The 17985-nt window shown below is 73.6% G+C and carries 16 protein-coding genes; 11 read left to right on the top strand and 5 right to left on the bottom strand.

Annotated features, from left to right (window positions below):
* The first annotated feature begins 22 nt into the window (after positions 1 to 22).
* Together QI554_RS26040 and QI554_RS26035 are read left to right on the top strand one after the other, a co-directional pair.
* The gene (locus tag QI554_RS26040) at positions 23 to 874 is read left to right on the top strand and encodes an SAM-dependent methyltransferase (protein WP_425528051.1); all 852 of its coding nucleotides are present in this window, start codon (positions 23 to 25) and stop codon (positions 872 to 874) included.
* 315 nt (positions 875 to 1189) lie between these two features.
* The gene (locus QI554_RS26035) at positions 1190 to 2122 is read left to right on the top strand and encodes a helix-turn-helix domain-containing protein (protein WP_281472877.1); all 933 of its coding nucleotides are present in this window, start codon (positions 1190 to 1192) and stop codon (positions 2120 to 2122) included.
* Between the two features lie 33 nt (positions 2123 to 2155).
* Here the strand turns inward: QI554_RS26035 and QI554_RS26030 are convergent, their stop codons facing one another.
* Entirely contained in the window at positions 2156 to 3682 is a 1527-nt protein-coding gene (locus tag QI554_RS26030) for an AMP-binding protein (protein WP_281472874.1), read from the bottom strand.
* A 197-nt stretch (positions 3683 to 3879) separates the two neighbouring features.
* Here QI554_RS26030 and QI554_RS26025 point away from each other — a divergent pair, with 197 nt between their 5' ends.
* The 3 genes from QI554_RS26025 (at position 3880) to QI554_RS26015 (ending at position 7082) form a co-directional block, all read left to right on the top strand.
* The gene (locus QI554_RS26025; protein WP_281472872.1) at positions 3880 to 4059 is read left to right on the top strand and encodes a hypothetical protein; all 180 of its coding nucleotides are present in this window, start codon (positions 3880 to 3882) and stop codon (positions 4057 to 4059) included.
* Entirely contained in the window at positions 4053 to 5999 is a 1947-nt protein-coding gene (locus QI554_RS26020) for a hypothetical protein (RefSeq protein WP_281472870.1), read from the top strand. Before QI554_RS26025 ends, QI554_RS26020 begins: the two co-directional genes overlap by 7 nt.
* Before the next feature lie 177 nt (positions 6000 to 6176).
* Entirely contained in the window at positions 6177 to 7082 is a 906-nt protein-coding gene (locus tag QI554_RS26015; RefSeq protein ID WP_281472868.1) for a 3-hydroxybutyryl-CoA dehydrogenase, read from the top strand.
* Here the strand turns inward: QI554_RS26015 and QI554_RS26010 are convergent.
* Complete coding sequence (locus QI554_RS26010; protein ID WP_281472866.1) at positions 7073 to 8398, bottom strand: LysR family transcriptional regulator; 1326 nt, start codon at positions 8396 to 8398, stop codon at positions 7073 to 7075. The two genes, QI554_RS26015 and QI554_RS26010, sit on opposite strands and share 10 nt — an antisense overlap.
* A 16-nt stretch (positions 8399 to 8414) precedes the next feature.
* Between QI554_RS26010 and QI554_RS26005 the strand changes: the two genes are divergently transcribed.
* The 5 genes from QI554_RS26005 (at position 8415) to QI554_RS25985 (ending at position 15049) form a co-directional block, all read left to right on the top strand.
* Positions 8415 to 9878 (top strand): MFS transporter, encoded by a 1464-nt coding sequence (locus QI554_RS26005; protein WP_281472864.1) that lies wholly within the window; start codon positions 8415 to 8417, stop codon positions 9876 to 9878.
* 117 nt (positions 9879 to 9995) lie between these two features.
* On the top strand, positions 9996 to 10520 hold the full coding sequence (locus QI554_RS26000) for a PadR family transcriptional regulator (RefSeq protein ID WP_281472863.1): 525 nt from the start codon (positions 9996 to 9998) through the stop codon (positions 10518 to 10520).
* A complete protein-coding gene (locus QI554_RS25995) occupies positions 10517 to 11338 on the top strand; it encodes an ABC transporter ATP-binding protein (protein ID WP_281472861.1) in 822 nt (273 codons plus the stop codon). The genes QI554_RS26000 and QI554_RS25995 overlap by 4 nt, the downstream gene beginning before the upstream one ends.
* On the top strand, positions 11335 to 13578 hold the full coding sequence (locus tag QI554_RS25990) for an FtsX-like permease family protein (protein ID WP_281472860.1): 2244 nt from the start codon (positions 11335 to 11337) through the stop codon (positions 13576 to 13578). The genes QI554_RS25995 and QI554_RS25990 overlap by 4 nt, the downstream gene beginning before the upstream one ends.
* A gap of 76 nt (positions 13579 to 13654) precedes the next feature.
* Positions 13655 to 15049 carry a M1 family metallopeptidase gene (locus QI554_RS25985; RefSeq protein WP_281472859.1) on the top strand — a complete coding sequence of 465 codons (1395 nt, stop codon included), beginning with the start codon at positions 13655 to 13657 and terminating at the stop codon, positions 15047 to 15049.
* 83 nt (positions 15050 to 15132) lie between these two features.
* Here the strand turns inward: QI554_RS25985 and QI554_RS25980 are convergent, their stop codons facing one another.
* The 3 genes from QI554_RS25980 to QI554_RS25970 form a co-directional block, all read right to left on the bottom strand.
* Positions 15133 to 15702, bottom strand: a complete 570-nt coding sequence (locus tag QI554_RS25980; RefSeq protein WP_281472857.1) for a hypothetical protein — start codon at positions 15700 to 15702, stop codon at positions 15133 to 15135.
* A gap of 291 nt (positions 15703 to 15993) precedes the next feature.
* Positions 15994 to 16323 carry a cupin domain-containing protein gene (locus tag QI554_RS25975; protein ID WP_281472855.1) on the bottom strand — a complete coding sequence of 110 codons (330 nt, stop codon included), beginning with the start codon at positions 16321 to 16323 and terminating at the stop codon, positions 15994 to 15996.
* A gap of 10 nt (positions 16324 to 16333) precedes the next feature.
* Positions 16334 to 16705 (bottom strand): ArsR/SmtB family transcription factor, encoded by a 372-nt coding sequence (locus QI554_RS25970; RefSeq protein WP_281472853.1) that lies wholly within the window; start codon positions 16703 to 16705, stop codon positions 16334 to 16336.
* Between the two features lie 133 nt (positions 16706 to 16838).
* On the opposite strand from QI554_RS25970, the gene QI554_RS25965 reads away from it, so the two are divergent.
* On the top strand, positions 16839 to 17837 hold the full coding sequence (locus QI554_RS25965; protein WP_281472851.1) for a zinc-dependent alcohol dehydrogenase family protein: 999 nt from the start codon (positions 16839 to 16841) through the stop codon (positions 17835 to 17837).
* Positions 17838 to 17985 lie beyond the last annotated feature (148 nt).

Here is a 17985-nt window from a genome sequence, read left to right as displayed (position 1 = left end):
CACGAGACGGGGGCGTGAGCTCATGGAGTCCGCATTCGAGCGATCGGCGGGACAGGAAGCCCTCATCGCGGACTGGAATCCCCCGGTGATCGACACCAGCAAGCCGCACTCCGCGCGCATCTACGACTACCTGCTGGGCGGCAAGACCAACTTCGCGCCCGACCGGGAGGCCGCCGAGCAGACGCTCGCCGCCGTCCCGCACGCGAGCATCGCCGCCCGCGCCAACCGCGCGTTCCTCCTGCGCGCGGTCGACCACCTCGCGCGCACCGGCGTACGGCAGTTCCTCGACATCGGCACCGGCATCCCGATCGAGGGCCGCAACACCCACGACGCCGCACAGGCCGTCGCACCGGAGTCCCGGGTGGTCTACGTCGACAACGACCCGATCGTCCTCGCCCACGCCCGCGCGCTGCTGAGCAGCCACGCGGACGGTGCCACCGCGTACATCGACGCCGACGCCCGCGACCCCGAGGCGATCCTCGCCCACTCCGCGCTGAGCGAGACGCTCGACCTCGACCAGCCGCTCGCCGTCCTGATGCTCGCGGTCCTGCACTTCTTCCCGGACGACGACAAACCCGCCGACGTCCTCCAGCGCCTGACCGACCGCCTCCCCGCCGGCAGCCACCTCGTCCTGTCGCACCTCACCGGAGACTTCGACCCGGTCACCACCGGCGGCGGCGTGACCGTGTACCGCAAGTCGGGCATCCCGATGCAGGTCCGCAGCCGCACCGAACTCGCCGCGCTCCTGCCCGACGGCTGGGAGCCGCTGGAGCCGGGCGTGGAGCTGGTCTCCCACTGGCGGGCGGAGGACGGCGCCGACCTCCCGGACCCGTCCGAGATCGGCTGCTACGGGCTGGTGGCGCGCAAGCTCTGACCCGGTCGCGCCCCGGCCCGGGAACAGCCGTACCCGAGCGGCGCGGCCTTCGTCCTCGGAGGGGATCGAGAATGCGGGCCGCGCACGCCCAGGGGGTGACTCGGGCCGCGTGGCCCGAACGGCGAAGGGCGTGCCGTTGCCTCGGCCGATGCCCTCGCCTTCGTGGTGAGGCTGGCGGGCCTCGGGCGCAATAGTGACCGGGCGGTCGACTACCCGGCAACGTCCATTATTTGAACGGTTACGACCTGCACCGCGGCGATCTATGATCAGTGCCTGCCCGCGCCGGGCCGCCTATGGGGGAGCGACCACAGCACCATGTCGAGTGACCGCCGAGGCACCGCCGAGCCCTCCTCCCGACTGCCCGCGTCGGCGTACGCGCTGCGCTGGCTGCGCCGCCACCGCGGCTACACGCAGGAAGAGGCCGCGAAGGTCACCGGCGTGGCGACGTACCGGCACTACGAGCACACGCGGCCGCTCCGGGACCACGCGCTGCAGCGCATCATCGCCGGCTTCGCGCTCATCGACGAGGAGATCGCCCCGCTCGCCGAGGCCGCCGACCGCGGCCGGCCGGTCGTCGACTGCCTCAGCGAGGCGCCCGAGCAGCTCGGCGACCTCGGGGGATTCATCGACTCGCTGTCGGTGCCGGCGTACGTGACGGGCCCGTGGTGGCAGGTCGTGCACAGCAACGCCGCCGCGGGGGAGTGGCTGTCGCCGCTGCTGGAGCCCGACGCCCCGCAGACGATCGGGCGCAACGCGCTGTCGATGCTGTTCGCCGAACAACGCCGGGTGGCGTCCCGCGACGGCAGCGAATGGGAGAACGGGAAGCAGGCGTTCCCCGAACCGTCGCAGGAGCGCCAGGAGTACCTGGACTCCTTCATCTGCGCCTACAAGGCCACCTGGCTGCGGCACTGCTCGCACCAGCCGTGCCGCGGCGGCCTCGACGCGGTCGTCGCGCACCTGTCCGCCACCAACGACTACTGGGCGCGCCGCTGGGACGAGGTTCCTGCCCGCGAATGGGGCAACGCCGCCACCACGTGGACGCTCACCCCGCGGTGGAACTCCATGCCGGGCCACCGGTGGTACGACCCCGACCGCGAGCTGGTCTACCGCGTCTCGGCGCTCATCACCGAGCCGTGGACGCCGCTCGCCCGCACCGACTACCGCGTCAACATCGTCTCCGTGCCCGGCCTCGGCACCCCGGACGCACCCTGCCCCGAACCCGTGGCGTGGCGGCCGCGCGGGACCTGACACCCCGTCCGCGACCGCCACACGCCGGGCGCTTCAGTGCACCTGGCGCTCGTGCCCCGCCCAGTACGGCTCGCGCAGCTTGAACTTCTGCAGCTTGCCCGTCGCCGTCCGCGGCAGCGACTCGACGAACTCGATCCGCTTCGGGCACTTGAAGCCGGCCAGCCGGGTCCGGCAGTGCGCGATCAGCTCCTCGGCCGTCACGCCTTCGTCGGCGACCACCAGGCCGGTCACCAGCTCGCCCCACTTGTCGTCGGGCGTGCCGATCACCGCGACCTCGCGCACCCCCGGGTGCCCGGTGAGCGCGTCCTCGACCTCGATCGACGAGACGTTCTCGCCGCCGGAGATGATGACGTCCTTCTTGCGGTCGGAGATCACGAGGTAGCCCTCGTCGTCGATGTGGCCGCCGTCGCCGGTGTGGAACCAGTTGCCGGCCTGCGCCGCGGCGGTCTCCGCAGGCTGCTCCCAGTACCCGTCCAGGTTGTGGTTGGACGCCGCCAGCACCTCGCCGTCCACGTCCACCTCCAGGCGCACGCCGAGCCCCGGCACGCCGGCCCGGGACAGCTTGCGGGCCTTGTCGCCAGGCGTCAGGCCCGCCCACTCGTCGCGGTCACGGTTGATCGTCAGCAGCGGCGACGTCTCGGTCAGGCCGTAGATCTGCAGGAACTCCCAGCCCAGTTCGGTCAGGATCCGCTCGATCGTGCGCGTCGGCGGCGGGGCACCCGCGCAGATGATCCGCACCCGGTCGCGGCCGGGGATCTCGCCTTCCCACGTGGTCACCGCGTCCAGCACCGCGTTGACGACGGCGGGCGCGGCGCACATCAGCGTCACCCCGTGCTCGGCGACGCGGCGCAGGATCTCCGCGCCGTCGACCTGCCGCAGCACGATGTGCCGGCCGCCGAGGCCGGTGACGCCGTACGGCATGCCCCAGCCGTTCGCGTGGAACATCGGCAGCGTGTGCAGGTACACCTCGCGCTCGCTGACCGACGCGTGCATGGCGAACGTCGTCGCGTTCAGCCAGAGGTTGCGGTGCGTCAGCTGCACGCCCTTGGGCCGCGCGGTCGTGCCCGACGTGTAGTTGATGGTCGCGGTGGCGGCCTCGTCCGGGGCGGCCCACGGGCGCGGCTCGGCGTCCGGCCGGAACAGCGCGTCGTCCTCGCCGAGCACGAACTTGTGCTTGACGTCGAGCCCGTCGAGCACCGCCGCGCACGACGGGTCGGCGTACACGACCTCGGCACCGGAGTGCCCCACGATGTACTCGATCTCCGGCCGGGTGAGCCGGAAGTTGATCGGCACCAGCACCCGGCCCCACCCGGACACCCCGAAGAACGACGTCATCAGCCGCGCCGAGTTCTGCGACACGACCGCGACGCGGCCGCCCTCCGGAACCCCCAGCTCGTCGAGCCGCGCGGCCTGCGCCCGGGCCAGCTCGCCCAGCCGGCGATAGGTGACGCCTTCCAGCGGCGCGGCCGGCTGGTCGGGTTCGTCCACGACCGCGGTCCGGTCGGGATACACGTGGACCGCGCGATCGAGGAAGTCCCGAATCGTCAGGGGGTAGTGCACGGCAAAACCTCCGGTGTCGTCGGCCGACGGAGCAGCACGCCCGGATTGTCGCAGGAGTCGGGGACGATCGGAGGGCACGACGACGGGGTTTCGCCACAGACTTGCCGGCGAGCGATGCGCCGGCACCCGGGGCGCCGATGGGCGGTCCTCGAAGGCGGTGCCGTTCGTCGCGGCCTTCTGCGAGGATCGCGGACACCATGGTGACCAGGAAGAACCGCCTTCACGTGATCGCCACCCCAGTGCGACTGGCCCCGCCGCACGTCGCCGACGAACTCGCCGAGCGGTTCCGGCTCCCGGGGACGATCCCCGAACTGCTCGCCCTCGCCGAGGTCACCGCCGGTCCCGCCGAGGCCGGAGGGCCGCCGCCTCCGTGTTGAGCGAAGACGCTTTCCTCGCACTTCCAGCTGCGTTGCGGCTCGCGCCGCCGCGGGTCGCGGACGCGCTCGCCGAGCGGTTCCGGCCTGATCTCGCCGTCGGGCTCGGGCGGTATCTCGGGGTGGCCGACGCGGTTGCGGGCGAACTGCTCGCGGAGGAAGGCATACCGGGCCGCGCGCTGTTCGACGCCGAGGGCAGGTGGAACCTCGTGCTCGTGCGCCGGGCGGTCCGGAGCCGGCGGGTGTGGCGTGAGCCGGACACGCGGCTCTTGTTCCACCTACGGAGCGACGCCGGGCTCGTGCGGGCCCTGGTCGACGAGGTTGCCGAACCCGACGACCCGTTCTGGGATCCGCTCGTCGAAGCGATGTGTGAACACGCCAAAGAAGGCGACCCGTTCGCCATGGCCCGCGGGCCGTTCCCCAAGGTGACGCTCGAAACCGCGATCGAACGCTGCGCCCAACTGCCCGTCGAGCTCGCCATGGACCTGTGCGTCGAGGTCGCCCGGCGGTGCGGGCGGGCCGGGCTGCGGGAACTGACGGACGCGGCACTGGGCAGCCGGTGGCTGCACGAGCAGGTGGCGGCCGCCGTGGGCGAGGCGGAGCCGGTCGCGTATCTGCTCGCGCGGCGTCGGGCCGACCGGTGGGGCGACCCCGACGCCGCGGCGCAGTACGTCCGGGCGGTGAGCGACCGGGGGCCCGCCGAACCACCTGACGACCTGCCGCCGATCGACTGGGGACTCATCCGCCACGAAATCGCCCGCGAGGAGGACTGGGAGCACCACTACCCCGACCTGACCTGGTTCACCGCGTGGGAGGACTGCCCGGCGGACCTGCGCGACCGGGCGTTCTCGGACGACCCGGCGCTCGCGGCGCGGCGCTGCCGCAGGCCACCCGTGGAGGTCCTCGCGCACCCCGCGCTGGTGGGACGGCCTGCCGCGCTGACCGAACTGCTGCGCCGGTGCATCCGGGAAGGCTGGTTCACCGTCGACCGGTTGACGGCCGAGGGCCCGGGCGTGGCCACGCTGTTGGCGGCGCTGCCGCGCGAGGAGCCGTCGGTACGGGACGCGCTGACCGGCCTCGCGGCCTCGTTCGGCACCGACCCGACGGCGTGGGTCACCCTGTATGCCACCCTCGGCACGTTCACCGGCCCCGCCGTCGCCCTGCCGCACGCCGTCGCCCGGGCCGAACCCGTCGTGGTCTGGCCCGACCCGGAGCCGGCCGCCTTCCCCCTCACCGCACCGGAGGGCGCCCGGGCGGCCTTCGTCGCGCTGCTTGCGCACGCGTCCGAGGAGACCCGGCTGGCCGTCGTACCGCACCTCGACCAACGCGCCGCCCAACACCTGCTCGTGTGCGAGGACCCGGCGCCGCGCGTGCGGGCCGCGCTGCTGGACGCGCACTGTTCCGCCGCCTCCTCGGCGGACGTCCACGCGCTGGTGAAGGAACTGGCGTACGACACCGAGAGCTCCGAGCCGGCACTCGTCCGCTACGCGCGCAAGCACCTCGTCCTGCCGTGGGACGCCCTGCTCGAAGCCGTCGACGAGGGCGACCCGCACGAGACCTCGGTGCTCGCGCTGGCCCAGGACGCGGGCCACGACGAGCGGTTCGCCTGGGCGGTCCTGTGCTTCGTCTCCCGTCTCGGCCGCCGTTGCCCGCCGATGTACGCGCCGCTGCCCGAACGCCCGGGGCCGGAGTTCTTCCTGACCCACGTCCCCGATCCGGTCGACCACCTGTGGTCCCTGACCCTCGACCCGAACGACCGCGACCTCGACCCGGCCGAACCCTGCGCCGCCGCCCGCGCCCTCACGGACAGGTATCTCGGCACCGACGTCGAGGCCTGGACGATCGCCCTCGGCCTCGTCGAGACCTTCACCGGCACCCTCCCCGAACTCCTGGCCACCGCCAGGGCCGCGGCGGGCGGGGGCGGGGGAGCGGGACCGGTCTGAACCGCCGAGGGCGCGGCCCGCGCGCGGGGGCGGGCCTGCGGACACTCCACGGCCGGCTGCTGCTCAACCGACCCGACCGACCCTCACCCGTGCGCTCACGCCCCGAGCACCCCCGCCGCCACCGACACGCCCCCACCCCGCGACCCACCCCGTCGCCGGAGGGCCGACAATGTGGTGATGACAGACACACAGATCATGTCCCAGGACTCCGGCGCGACCGCTCACGAGGCGATCCGGCGGATCGGCGTCGTCGGTTCCGGGCTGATGGGTTCCGGGATCGCCGAGGTCTGCGCACGGGCCGGCCTCGACGTCGTCGTGCGTGAGATCACCCCGGAGGCCGCCGAGCACGGCCGGCACCGGATCACCGACTCGCTCGACCGCGCCGTCAAGCGCGGCAAGCTGGCCGAGGCGGACCGCGACGCGGCGCTCGGGCGGCTGCGGTTCACCGACGACCTGGCGGAGCTCGCCGACCGCGACATGGTGGTCGAGGCGATCGCCGAGGACGAGGGCGCGAAGGCCGAGCTGTTCGCCGCGCTGGACCGTACGGTCACGCGCGAGGACGCGATCCTCGCGTCCAACACCTCGTCGATCCCGATCATGAAGCTCGGTATGGCGACCGGCCGGCCCGAGTGGGTCGTCGGCGTGCACTTCTTCAACCCGGTGCCGGTGCTCGACCTTGTCGAGCTCGTGCCGTCGCTGCTGACCGGCGAGGAGACGCTCGGCCGCGCGGAGGCGTTCGTGCGCGGCTCGCTCGGCAAGCACGTGATCCGGTCGAAGGACCGCGCGGGCTTCGTGGTGAACGCGCTGCTGGTGCCGTACCTGCTGTCCTCGATCCGGATGCTGGAGTCAGGGTTCGCGTCGGCCGAGGACATCGACTCGGGCATGGAGCTGGGCTGCGCGCACCCCATGGGTCCGCTGCGGCTCGCCGACCTGATCGGCCTGGACACGCTGGTGGCGATCGCGGCGTCGATGTACGAGGAGTTCAAGGAGCCGCTGCACTTCGCGCCGCCGCTGCTGCTGCGCATGGTGGACGCGGGCCTGCTCGGCCGGAAGTCCGGCCGGGGCTTCTACGACTACCACTGACGGTCAGCGCACGGCCGCCGCGTCCTCGGTCGCGGCGGCCGCGTACAGCAGTTCGCGGTGTCGGGGTGCGTCGCACGGTCGGCGCGCCACACCAGGCGCAGGCTGAGCTCCATCCGCGCGTCGGGGACGTCGAGCGGCAGCGGCCGCAGGGTTCCGGCGGCGAGGTCGTCGACGACGGCGAAGCGCGGCAGCAGCGTCATGCCGAGGCCCTGCGCGGACCACGCCCGCATGACGCCGATGCCGCCCGCGCGCACCCGTTCGACGTCGTCGCCGAACAGGCGCTGCCCGGCGAGCCGGAACGAGCACGCCGCGACGTTGACCAGCAGCCGCTCTCCGCGCAGGTCGGCGGGCGTGAGCCGGTCGGCGCCGGCGAGCGGGTGGCCGGGCGGGGCGACGAGGACGAGCGGGACCGGTTCGAGGTCGACGAAGTCCAGCGCGGCGGCGGGCAGCGGGAAGCCGAGCTCGCCGAGGACCGTGCCGGTGTCCAGGAGCAGCGCGGCGTCGAGGTCGCCGGACGCGACGGCGCCGAGCAGGTGGTCGCGGGCCGCGTCGGCGGTGACCTCGACGCGCAGGTCGGGCCGTCGGGCGGCGAGCCGCAGCAGGATGCCCGGCACGTGCTTGGCGGCCAGCGTCTCCAACGCGCCGAGCCGCAGCACCTGACCGGTGCCGGCGACCTCGCGGCGCACCTGCTCCTCCTGGTCGAGCAGTCGGCGCGCCCAGCCTTGCAGCCGTTCGCCCGCCGGGGTGAGGGCCATACCGCGCGGCCCGCGCGTGAACAGGGTGACCTCCAGGGACTTCTCCAGCACCCGGATCTGCTCCGAGACCGACGAGGGGGTCATGCCGAGGACGTCGGCGGCCCGGGTGACGGTGCCGTGCCGGACGACGGCCTCGAAGGTGCGCAGCTGGCGGAACTCCATGCCGGGGCAACCGCGCACGAGCGTTCGGATATTCCGAACGCCGCGTGAGGGATCGCCGGTGGAGCGGGCCCTGGTGCCGGCGGCACGCTGGGGCCTCCTCAACCGCTCGGAGACTCCCATGACTTCCGCTGCCCTCGGGGCGTCCACAGGCGTGCCCGGACCGACGACGGACCCGACCCCCGTGCCGACGACCGGCGCCGCGTCGGAACCGGCGACGGACAGGACTTCCGCGCCGACGGCCGGTGCCGCGCCGGGACCGGCGAGGGACTCGACCTCGGCGCCGACGGCCGGTGCCGCGCCGGCATCGGCCGCCGCTTCGGCGCCCACGGCGACGCCCGGTTCGACGTCGTCGCCCGCCCCCGCGTCGGCGGCGAACCCCGCGTCAGACCTGCCGGACACCGCTCGTCCGGCCCGCATGCCCCACCCGGCGGTCGGCCGTGCTCCTGGACTCGCGCAGGAGTCCCCGCCCGCGCCCACGGCGACGCCCGTGTCGGGCCGGCCGGATGCCGCTCGTCCGACCCCCGCGCCCGGCTCGGTGCGCCGTACGTCCCCCACCGTCCCGCTCCTCGGCCTCGCCCTCGGCTACTTCATGGTCCTGCTCGACATGACCGTTCTGTCGGTCGCCGAACCCGATCTCGCGGCCTCGCTGGGGAGTTCGGTGGCCGGGCTGCAGTGGGCGGTGTCCGCATACACCGTCGTGTTCGGCGCGCTGCTGCTGTCGGCCGGGGCCGTGGCCGACCGGTACGGCGCGCACCACGTCTTCCGCGCGGGTATCGCCGCGTTCGGCGCGGCCTCGCTGGCCTGTGCGTTCGCGCCGAACCTGGCGACGCTCGTGGTGCTGCGCGGGGTGCTCGGCGTCGCGGCGGCCGCCGTGGTGCCGGCCTCGATGGCGATCGTCGCCCGGCTCTACCCGGTGCCCGCCGAGCGCGCGAAGGCGGTCGCGGTGTGGGCGGCGGTCAGCGGCGCGGCGCTCGCGGCCGGGCCGATCGTCGGCGGTGTTCTGGTCGACGTGTTCTCGTGGCGGGCGATCTTCGTGGTCAACGCGCCGCTCGCCGTCGCGACGCTGCTGCTGGTCGCCGGCCGCGCCGTGCGGTGCGAACGCGGCGCGCGGACGATCGACTGGCCGACTCAGCTGGCCGCGTGCGCCGCGCTCGCCCTGGCGACCGACGCGCTGATCGCCGTCGGGTCGGGCGGCTACGTCCACGCCGCCGCGTCGGCGGCCGCCGCGGTCGTGGCGGGCGGCTGGTTCGTCGCGCGCGAACGCCGCAGCGCGAGCCCGGTGTTGGTGCCGGCCGTGCTGCGCGCGAAGGGCATGGCCGCCGCGCTGCTCGCGGGCGCCGCGGTGAACTTCACCATGACCGGCGTGCTGTTCGTCCTGCCGCTGCTGTTCCAGCAGACGTTGGAACTGTCGCCGTTGCGGACCGGGTTGCTGTTCCTGCCGATGACCGTGCCGTTCGCGTTCAACCCGCTGCTGACCGGGCGCATCGTGGCGCGGTCGGGCCCGCGGGGACCGGTGGCGGGCGGGCTGGCGCTGCTGACCGTCGGCGGCGTGGTGTTCGCCGTCGCGGTGGAGACGGGCGCGCACTACGCGGCGCTCGTCGCGGGGTTGGTGTGCACGGGCTTCGGCGTGTCGTTCGCGCTTCCGGCGCTGGTGACCACGGTCGTCAACGCGGCGCCCGAGGGCACGGCGGGCGCGGCGGGAGGCATCCTCAACGCGGTGCGGCAGACCGGCGCGACGCTCGGCGTCGCGGTCCTGGGCGCGTTCGTGTCGGTCGACGGCGAACTGCCCCCGGGGCGCACGGCGGTCGCGCTGTTGCTGCCCGCCGTCGTGTGCGGGGCGGCGGCGCTCGCGGTGGCGGGCCGCACCGAGCGCGGCTAGCCGACGGTCCGTCAACGACCGGGCGGGCGGGGCGATATCGCCCCAAAGGACGCCGCCCGGTCCGCCCTGCACCGGGGGTATATACGCGGGGTATACCTCCGGTGTACGGTCGTTCCCGTGAGCGTTCCCTTCACCCTTCTCGGCCTCCTCGAACGCGAGCCGAGCCACGGATACGACCTCAAGCGCGACTACGACGCCTTCTTCGGACGCGGCAAGCCCCTTCCGTTCGGCCAGGTGTACTCGACGCTCGGCCGCCTCGCCCGCGACGGAAAGGTGGTCGTCGGCGAGGCCGAGCCCGGCGACGGCCCGGACCGCAAGCGGTACGTCATCACCGAGACCGGCGCGACCGAGTTCGAGGCCTGGCTCACCGAGCCCGTCGAGGCCGAACCGCACCTGCAGACCGTGCTGTTCAGCAAGGTGGTGCTCGCCCTCATGCTGGGCCGCTCCGCCGAGACCTACCTCGACACGCAGCGCGCCGCACACTTGCGCCGCATGCGCGAACTGACCGCGGTCAAGCGCACCGGCTCCCTGGTGGACCGGCTGCTCGCCGACCACGGCCTCTTCCACCTCGAGTCCGACCTGCGGTGGATCGACCTGACCGCGGCCCGCCTCGACGCCCTCGCCCAGGAGGTCCGCCGATGACGCTCGACGCCCTGACCACGCCGGCCCCGGCCGGCACCGGTCCCGTGCCGCCGCTGGTCGAAGCCCACGGCATACACCTGGCGTTCGGCGAGACCCCGGCGCTGCGCGGGGCCCGGCTGACCGTACGGCGCGGCGAAGTCGTCGCCGTCATGGGCCCGTCCGGGTCCGGCAAGTCGACGCTGCTGCACTGCCTTGCCGGGATCCTCGTCCCCGACCGGGGCGAGGTGCTGTTCGACGGCCGCCGCGTCGACACGATGAACGAGGCCGAGCGCAGCCGACTGCGGCGCGACCACTTCGGGTTCGTGTTCCAGTTCGGCCAGCTCGTCCCCGAACTGACCGCCGAGGAGAACGTCGCGCTCCCGCTCCTGCTGGCCGGCACCCGCCGCGCCCAGGCCGTGACCGAGGCGCGCGGCTGGCTCGACCGGCTCGGCCTCGACGGGCTCGGCAGGCGCCGCTCCGGCGAACTGTCCGGCGGCCAGGCGCAACGCGTCGCGGTCGCCCGCGCGTTGGTCACCGGACCCGAGGTGGTGTTCGCGGACGAGCCCACCGGCGCGCTGGACTCGCTGACCGGCGAGGCCGTCATGGAGCTCCTGGTCGGCGCGGCCGCCGAACACGGCACCACGGTCGTCCTCGTCACGCACGAGGCGCGCGTCGCCGCCTACGCGGACCGCGAGGTCGTCGTCCGCGACGGCACCGTGGTCGGGCTCGTCGACGACGAGCCGGACGGGTACGGCGCCGAAACGCCAGGCGTGCCAGGCGCGTCCGACGGGTCGGGCCTGCGAGGCGCGTCCGCCCCGGCCGACGGGTCCGCGCCGTGATCGCCCTCGGCCTGCGGCTGACGTTCCGCGCCGGCCGCGACGCCGTCGTCCGCCTGCTGATCACGGCCGCCGCCGTCGCGCTCGGCGTCGGCCTGCTGCTGACCACCCTCGCCTCCGTCAACGCCACCCGCGCCCAGAGCGACCGCAACGCGTGGCTCAACACCTCCTTCACCGAACGCTCCGGGCCCCGCCCGGGCGTCGACCCGGTGTGGTGGCTCACCCGCGCCGACAACATCGACGGCGAGCTGATCGCCCGCATCGACGTCGCCCCGACCGGCCCGAACCCTCCGCTGCCGCCCGGCGTCAGCAGGCTCCCCGCGCCCGGCACCCTGTTCGCGTCGCCCGCGCTGGCGGAGCTGCTGCGCGACCGCCCGCACGACGAACTCGCCGACCGCTACCCGGGAACGGTCGTTGGCCTCATCGGCCGCGAGGCCCTGCCCTCGCCCGACTCGCTCGTCGCGGTCGTCGGCCGCACCCCCGACGAACTCGCGCACACCGTGGACGCGCGGCAGGTCAGCCACGTCGCCGACACCCCGCCGTCGTCCTGCAACGGCTGCGTCGTCGGCGTCAACGAACAGGGCATGACGCTCGTCCTCACCGTCGCGGCCACCGCGATCATCGTGCCGATCCTCGTCCTCATCGGCACCGCCACCCGCCTCGCCGCCACCCGCCGCGAGCAACGCTTCGCCGCCATGCGTCTGGTCGGCGCGACCCCGCGGCAGACGGCCGTGCTGTCCGCCGTCGAGTCGACGGTCGCCGCGGCCGTCGGCGCCGCGGCCGGGTTCGCGCTGTTCTACCTGCTGCGCCCGTGGATCGCCGGATTCTCCTTCACGACCGACCGGTTCTACACCTCCGACCTCGTGCTCGGCACCGGCGACATCCTCGCCGTGGCCCTCGGCGTGCCGGTCGCCGCCGCGGTCGCGGCCCGCGTCGCGCTGCGTCGCGTGCAGATCTCCCCGCTCGGCGTCACGCGCCGGGTGACCCCGCCCCCGCCGCGCTGGTACCGGGTGCTCCCGCTCGTGGCCGGCCTCGCCGAGCTCGGCTACTTCGTGGGGCGCAGGCCGGTCACCGTCAACGGCCAGATCTGGGCGTACACGAGCGCGTTCGTGGTCATCATGCTCGGCCTGGTGTACGCCGGGCCGTGGCTGACGATGGCCGGCGCCCGCGCGATGGCGCGGCGCACCGGTCGGCCGGCCGTGCTGATCGCCGGGCGGCGGCTGGCGGACAACCCGAAGGCCGGGTTCCGCGCCATCAGCGGGCTCGTGCTGGCGCTGTTCGTGACCACGGCGGCCGCCGCGATCGTGCAGTCCATGGCCGACAACGAGCGGAACCGCTTCCACCGCCGGGACGTCGCGGACGTCCTCATCGTCGACTTCACCCACCAGCGCGGGCCGCGCGCGCCGCAGGACTCCGCGCCGCCGCCCGCCACCGCACTGCTCGACCAGGTGCGGGGGATGCCCGGCGTGCGAGGGCTCACCGTCCTGCACACCAACCCGCTCGGCGTGCCGTACCCGTACGCCGACGACCCGCAGCTGCTCGCCGGGCTCGCCGACTGCACGCAGCTCGCCACCACCTCCGGGTTCGGAGAATGCGCGTCCGGCGCCCGCGTCGCCGCCGTGCCGCCCGAGTTCGACGGCTGGATGCCCACGGGACGCCTCATGCCGTGGCCCGGTGTCGACGTCACCCCCGAGCGGCTCGCCGACATCCCCATGCGCCAGTTGGTGGTGGCCACGGACGGCGACACTCACCACGTCGAACGCGTGCGCACCCTGCTCGCCACCATGTACCCCGGCGAAGGCCTGCCCACCACGATCAGCGAGCGCGACTCGTGGGGCACCCGCGACCTGGCCGGGCAGGAACGCCTCGCCGAGGTCGTCATCCTGGTCAGCCTCCCCATCGCGGCGTGCAGCCTCGCGGTCGCCGCCGCGGGCGGACTCGCCGACCGCAAGCGGCCGTTCAGCCTGCTGCGGCTGACCGGGGTGCCGCTGGGCATGCTGCGCCGCGTCGTCGGTCTGGAGACCGTCGTCCCGCTGCTGCTCGGCGCGGCCGTCGCCACCGGGACCGGGTTCCTGGCCGCGCACCTGTTCCTGCGCGCCCAACTGGGCTACGCGCTCGAAGCGCCGGACGCCGGGTACTACCTCGTGACCGGTGTCGGACTGGCCGCCGCGCTCGCCGTGATCGCGTCCACGCTGCCGCTGCTCGCCCGTGTCACAGGGCCCGAGACGGCCCGCAACGAATGAGCCGCCGTGACGGTTTCCGCAATATCAACGCGCGTCCCCTATCGGAAACGGCCGCCGAGCCTCGATGATGCACGCCATGACGAGAAGACAACGGGGCGCGGCGGCGATCGGCCTCGCGTGTGCGATGGCCATGTTCGCCGGCGTGCCTGCCACGGCCCACGCGGCCACAGCGGGCGGTTCTCCGGCGGGAGCAGGGGACCCCTACTTCCCGCTCGCGGGGAACCAGGGCTACGACGTGGCCCACTACGACCTCGACCTCGACTTCACCCCGGCCACCCACGTCCTCAACGGACAGGCCACCATCTCCGCCGAGGCCAAGAAGGACCTCACGCGGTTCAACCTCGACTACTCGGGCCCGGCGATCAGCCGCATCACCGTCGACGGGCGCGACGCGACCTACAGCCAGGACGGCCAGGAGCTCACGGTCGTCCCGGCCAAGCGCCTCAAGTCCGGCCACGACTTCACCGTCAAGGTCTGGTACGGCGGCGTGCCGGTCACGATCGACGACCCGACGCTCGGCATCTACGGCTGGATCTACACCGACGACGGCGCGGTCGGCCTCAACGAGCCCGACGGCGCCCGCAACTGGTACCCCGTCAACGACGACATCGGCGACAAGGCCACCTACACCTTCCGCATCACCACCCCGAACGGCGTCAACGCGCTGGCCAACGGCGAGCAGCAGGGCCCGCCGTGCGTCAACGGGGACCGCACCACGGTGACGTGGAACGAGCGCAAGCCCATGTCCAGCTACCTGTCCATGGTCGCGATCGGCAAGTTCGACGTGACCAACGGCAGGATCGGCAACCTCGCCAACGTCACCGCGGTCGACCCGACCAGCGACGGCGACGGCGCGGTCCTCCAGTCCACCACCGCCGAGGCGATCGCCTGGGAGCAGCAGAAGTTCGGCCGCTACCCGTTCGACTCGGCCGGCGGCATCGTCGACAAGAGCGGCGTCGAGTACGCGCTGGAGACCCAGGGCCGCCCGGTCTACGACGGCATGCCCGACACCGACACCATCGTGCACGAGAACGCGCACCAGTGGTTCGGCGACGCGGTCACCCCGAAGACGTGGCGTGACATCTGGCTCAACGAGGGCTTCGCGACCTACGTCGAGTGGATGTGGGACGAGGAGCACGGCGGACCCACCGCGCAGTCCGTCTTCGACAAGTACTACGCCAAGCCGGCGGGCGACAAGTTCTGGAAGCTGAAGACCGGCGACCCGGGACGCGACGAGATCTTCAGCGGCTCGGCCGTCTACTACCGCGGCGCGATGACGCTGCACCAGCTGCGCACCACCATGGGCGACCGGGACTTCTTCACCCTGCTGCGGACGTGGACCGAGAAGTACCGCTACCGCAACGTGGAGACGAAGGACCTGCTCGACCTCGCGCAGTCCATCTCGCACAAGAACCTCAAGCCGCTGTTCGACGCCTGGCTCTACACCGAGGGCAAGCCCGCTATCCCGTAACGGGGTTCGGGGAGGACGAGGACGAACACAGCAAGGGATCGGGGCCGGTGTCCCGGGCGGTGCGCCCGGGACACCGGCCCCGGTCACGCGCGCGGCACGACCTGGAGCCGCCGCCTGGCCGGCCGCAGCGTGTCCGCGACCCGCGGGGTGTTCAGCAGCCGGCTCATGCGCTCGGGGCTGTGCTCGCCGAGCCGCAGCAGGGCGGCTATCGACGGTTCGTCGGCCTCGTCGTCGGCGCGGTCGGGGTGGTCGGTGCTGTCGAACAGTCGTTCCACGTGGGCGAGTACGGCGTGGTCCTCGGGTGCGACGTCGCGGCCCTCCCACTGCGGGGCCGTCGGGTGCGCGCGGCGCGCGGCGCCGCCGGTGGCGACGGCCTGGGCGAGCGTGCCGTCGCGGTGCGCGGCGATCGCCCGGGCGGCCCAGGCACGCGGCGTCTGGTGGCGCAGGAAGCCCATGCGGTAGGCCGAGAGCTCGACGGTGCGGCGGCCGCCGCGGGCGGCGTCGGCGAAGGGGTACATGCGGGCGACGGTCGGGCCGTCCGCCCAGTGCAGCGTCCACGCGGCGGCGGCGTCTTCGACCACGCGCACCTGGATTCCGGTGACGCGGGTCAGTTGGTCGGCGAGTTCGGACATACGTATGGCGCGAGTGCTCAACACGGGCTCCGTCCCGGGCGCGACGCGAGTCTTCGATCGAACAGCAGCCGCAAGCCTATCCGTGCTTCTCCCCTTGCTTCTGCCAGGTGCGGCGCCGGTTCCTTCGGGCATACGCGAACCCTCCGGCGGGCCTGGGCGGAGGCCGAGCCGGACTGTCCAGGTGCAGCCTGCCACGACCGGCGCCCGCACGCCGAATCGGGGCGCGCGCGTAGATTCGGGGCGCGCACACCGAATCGGGGCGCGCCGGACGTCACGGCCGCGCGGAGGCGTCCGGAACCCGCGCGTCGGGGCTCAGGACAGCGCGACGGTGAGCACGAACGCGGCGTCCTCGAGCGCCTCGACGCTGTGCGGTGCGGGCGGCACGACGAGCAGGTCGCCCTGCCGGGCCTCCCAGTCGTGGCCGTTCGACGAGAGCAGGATGCGTCCGGAGAGCACCAGCACGGTGGCCTCGCCGCCGCTGTCGTGTTCGGCCAGCGCGGTGCCGGCGGTCATCGCGAGCACCGTCTGCCGCAGCGCGCGTTCGTGACCGCCGACCACGGTGGTGGCACTGCGTCCGGACGGCGCGTCGCGGGCGGCCTCGAGTTGCGTGCGGGCCAGGGCCTCGACCGAGAACTTCTGCATGCCCCCACTGTCACCCGGCACGGCCCGGCGTGCACTCCGGGCGGGCCCGGCGCTCGGCGTCGACGACGGCGTCGAGCAGGCCGGGGAAGGCGGTGCCGAACTCGGCGCGGCGCAGCGCGTTCTTGCGGGACGTGCCCACGTAGTACTGCCGGATCAGCCCGGCCTCGCGCAGCACCCGGAAGTGGTGGGTGGCGGTCGACTTGCTCACCGCGAGGTCGAAGCCGCCGCAGCTGATGTCCGCGGCGCGCGCGTCGTCGGCGTCGCACATCTGCCGCACGATGCTGCGCCGCGCGGGGTCGACGAGGGCGTCCAGCACCTGCTGCAGCGGTACGCCCGCCGGGTCGGGGTGCTCCGGCGCGCGGCCGTCGTCCGATTCACGCATGCAGCGATAGTACGACACTCATCAAAGTTTGACAGCGGTCGTACTTCGGGGGTTCAGTTGATCACCACTGATCGCCACTGATCACCACCTGGCACCGGCCGCGGAACCCGGGCGGCCACGAAAGGACACCGCCATGACCAGGACCGTGCTCTTCCGCGAACTCGGCGGCCCCGAGGTGCTGAAGGTCGAGGACGCCGACCCCGGCACGCCGGGCCCCGGCGAGGTGCTCATCCGGGTCGACGCGGTCGGCGTCAACCGCGCCGAAGCGCTGTTCCGCAGCGGCAATTACATCGAGACCGTGCGCCGCTACCCCGCGCGGCTCGGCACCGAGGCGGCCGGCGTCGTCGAGGCGCTCGGCGAGGGCGTCGCCGGGCTGCGGGTCGGCGAGCCGGTCAGCACCGTCCCGTCGTTCTCCCCGAACGACTACGGGGTGTACGCCGAACGGGCGATCGTGCCGGCCCGCGCCGTCGTGCCGCGCCCCGAGGGGGTCGGACCGGTCGAGGGCGCCGCCGTGTGGATGCCGTACGTCACCGCCTACGGCGCGCTCGTCGAGGTCGGCGGCATGCGGCCCGGCGACACCGTCGTCCTCAACGCCGCGTCCAGCAGCGTCGCGCTCGCCGCCATCCAGGTCGCCGAACGCGTCGGTGCCACGCCCATCGCGCTCACCCGCACCGAGGCCAAGAAGGACGCCATCCTCAAGGCCGGCGCCGCCGAGGTGATCGTCACCGACACCGAGGACGTCGTCGAACGCGTCCTCGCCGCCACCGGCGGCCGCGGCGCCGAGTACGTGTTCGACGCCGTCGCCGGTCCCGGCATCACCGACCTGGCCAAGGTCGTCGCCGACGAGGGCACGCACCTGGTGTACGGCGGACTCAGCGGCGCGCCGACGCCGTACCCGGGCTTCGAGCTGGGGATGCCCGCGCTCAACATCCGCACCTACACGCTGCACGAGACCACCCGGCGGCCCGAGCGGCTGCGGCGCGCGGTGGCCTTCGTGAACTCGGGGCTGCGGACCGGCGCGTTCCGGCCCGCCGTCGACCGTACGTTCGACCTCGAGGACGTCGTCGACGCACACCGCCACCTGGAGGGCAACAGCCAGTTCGGCAAGATCGTCCTCACCGTGGCGCAATGAGTGGGCACGGACAGGCGCACCGAGTGGCGCACCGAGCCGTGTACCGGCGGGCCGGCGCGGGCGCGCGGGCGGAGAATTGCCCCGACCGGCGGTGTCGAATCCGGCCGGGGCCGTTCGTATAGGGGGTGAGAGCCCCCGGCACACCGGC

Origin of the sequence: Yinghuangia seranimata, from assembly GCF_029953285.1 — a bacterium.
Classification (GTDB): domain Bacteria; phylum Actinomycetota; class Actinomycetes; order Streptomycetales; family Streptomycetaceae; genus Yinghuangia; species Yinghuangia seranimata.
The sequence above is the reverse complement of the archived record's forward strand: the minus strand, read 5'-3'. Positions and strand labels throughout refer to the sequence as shown.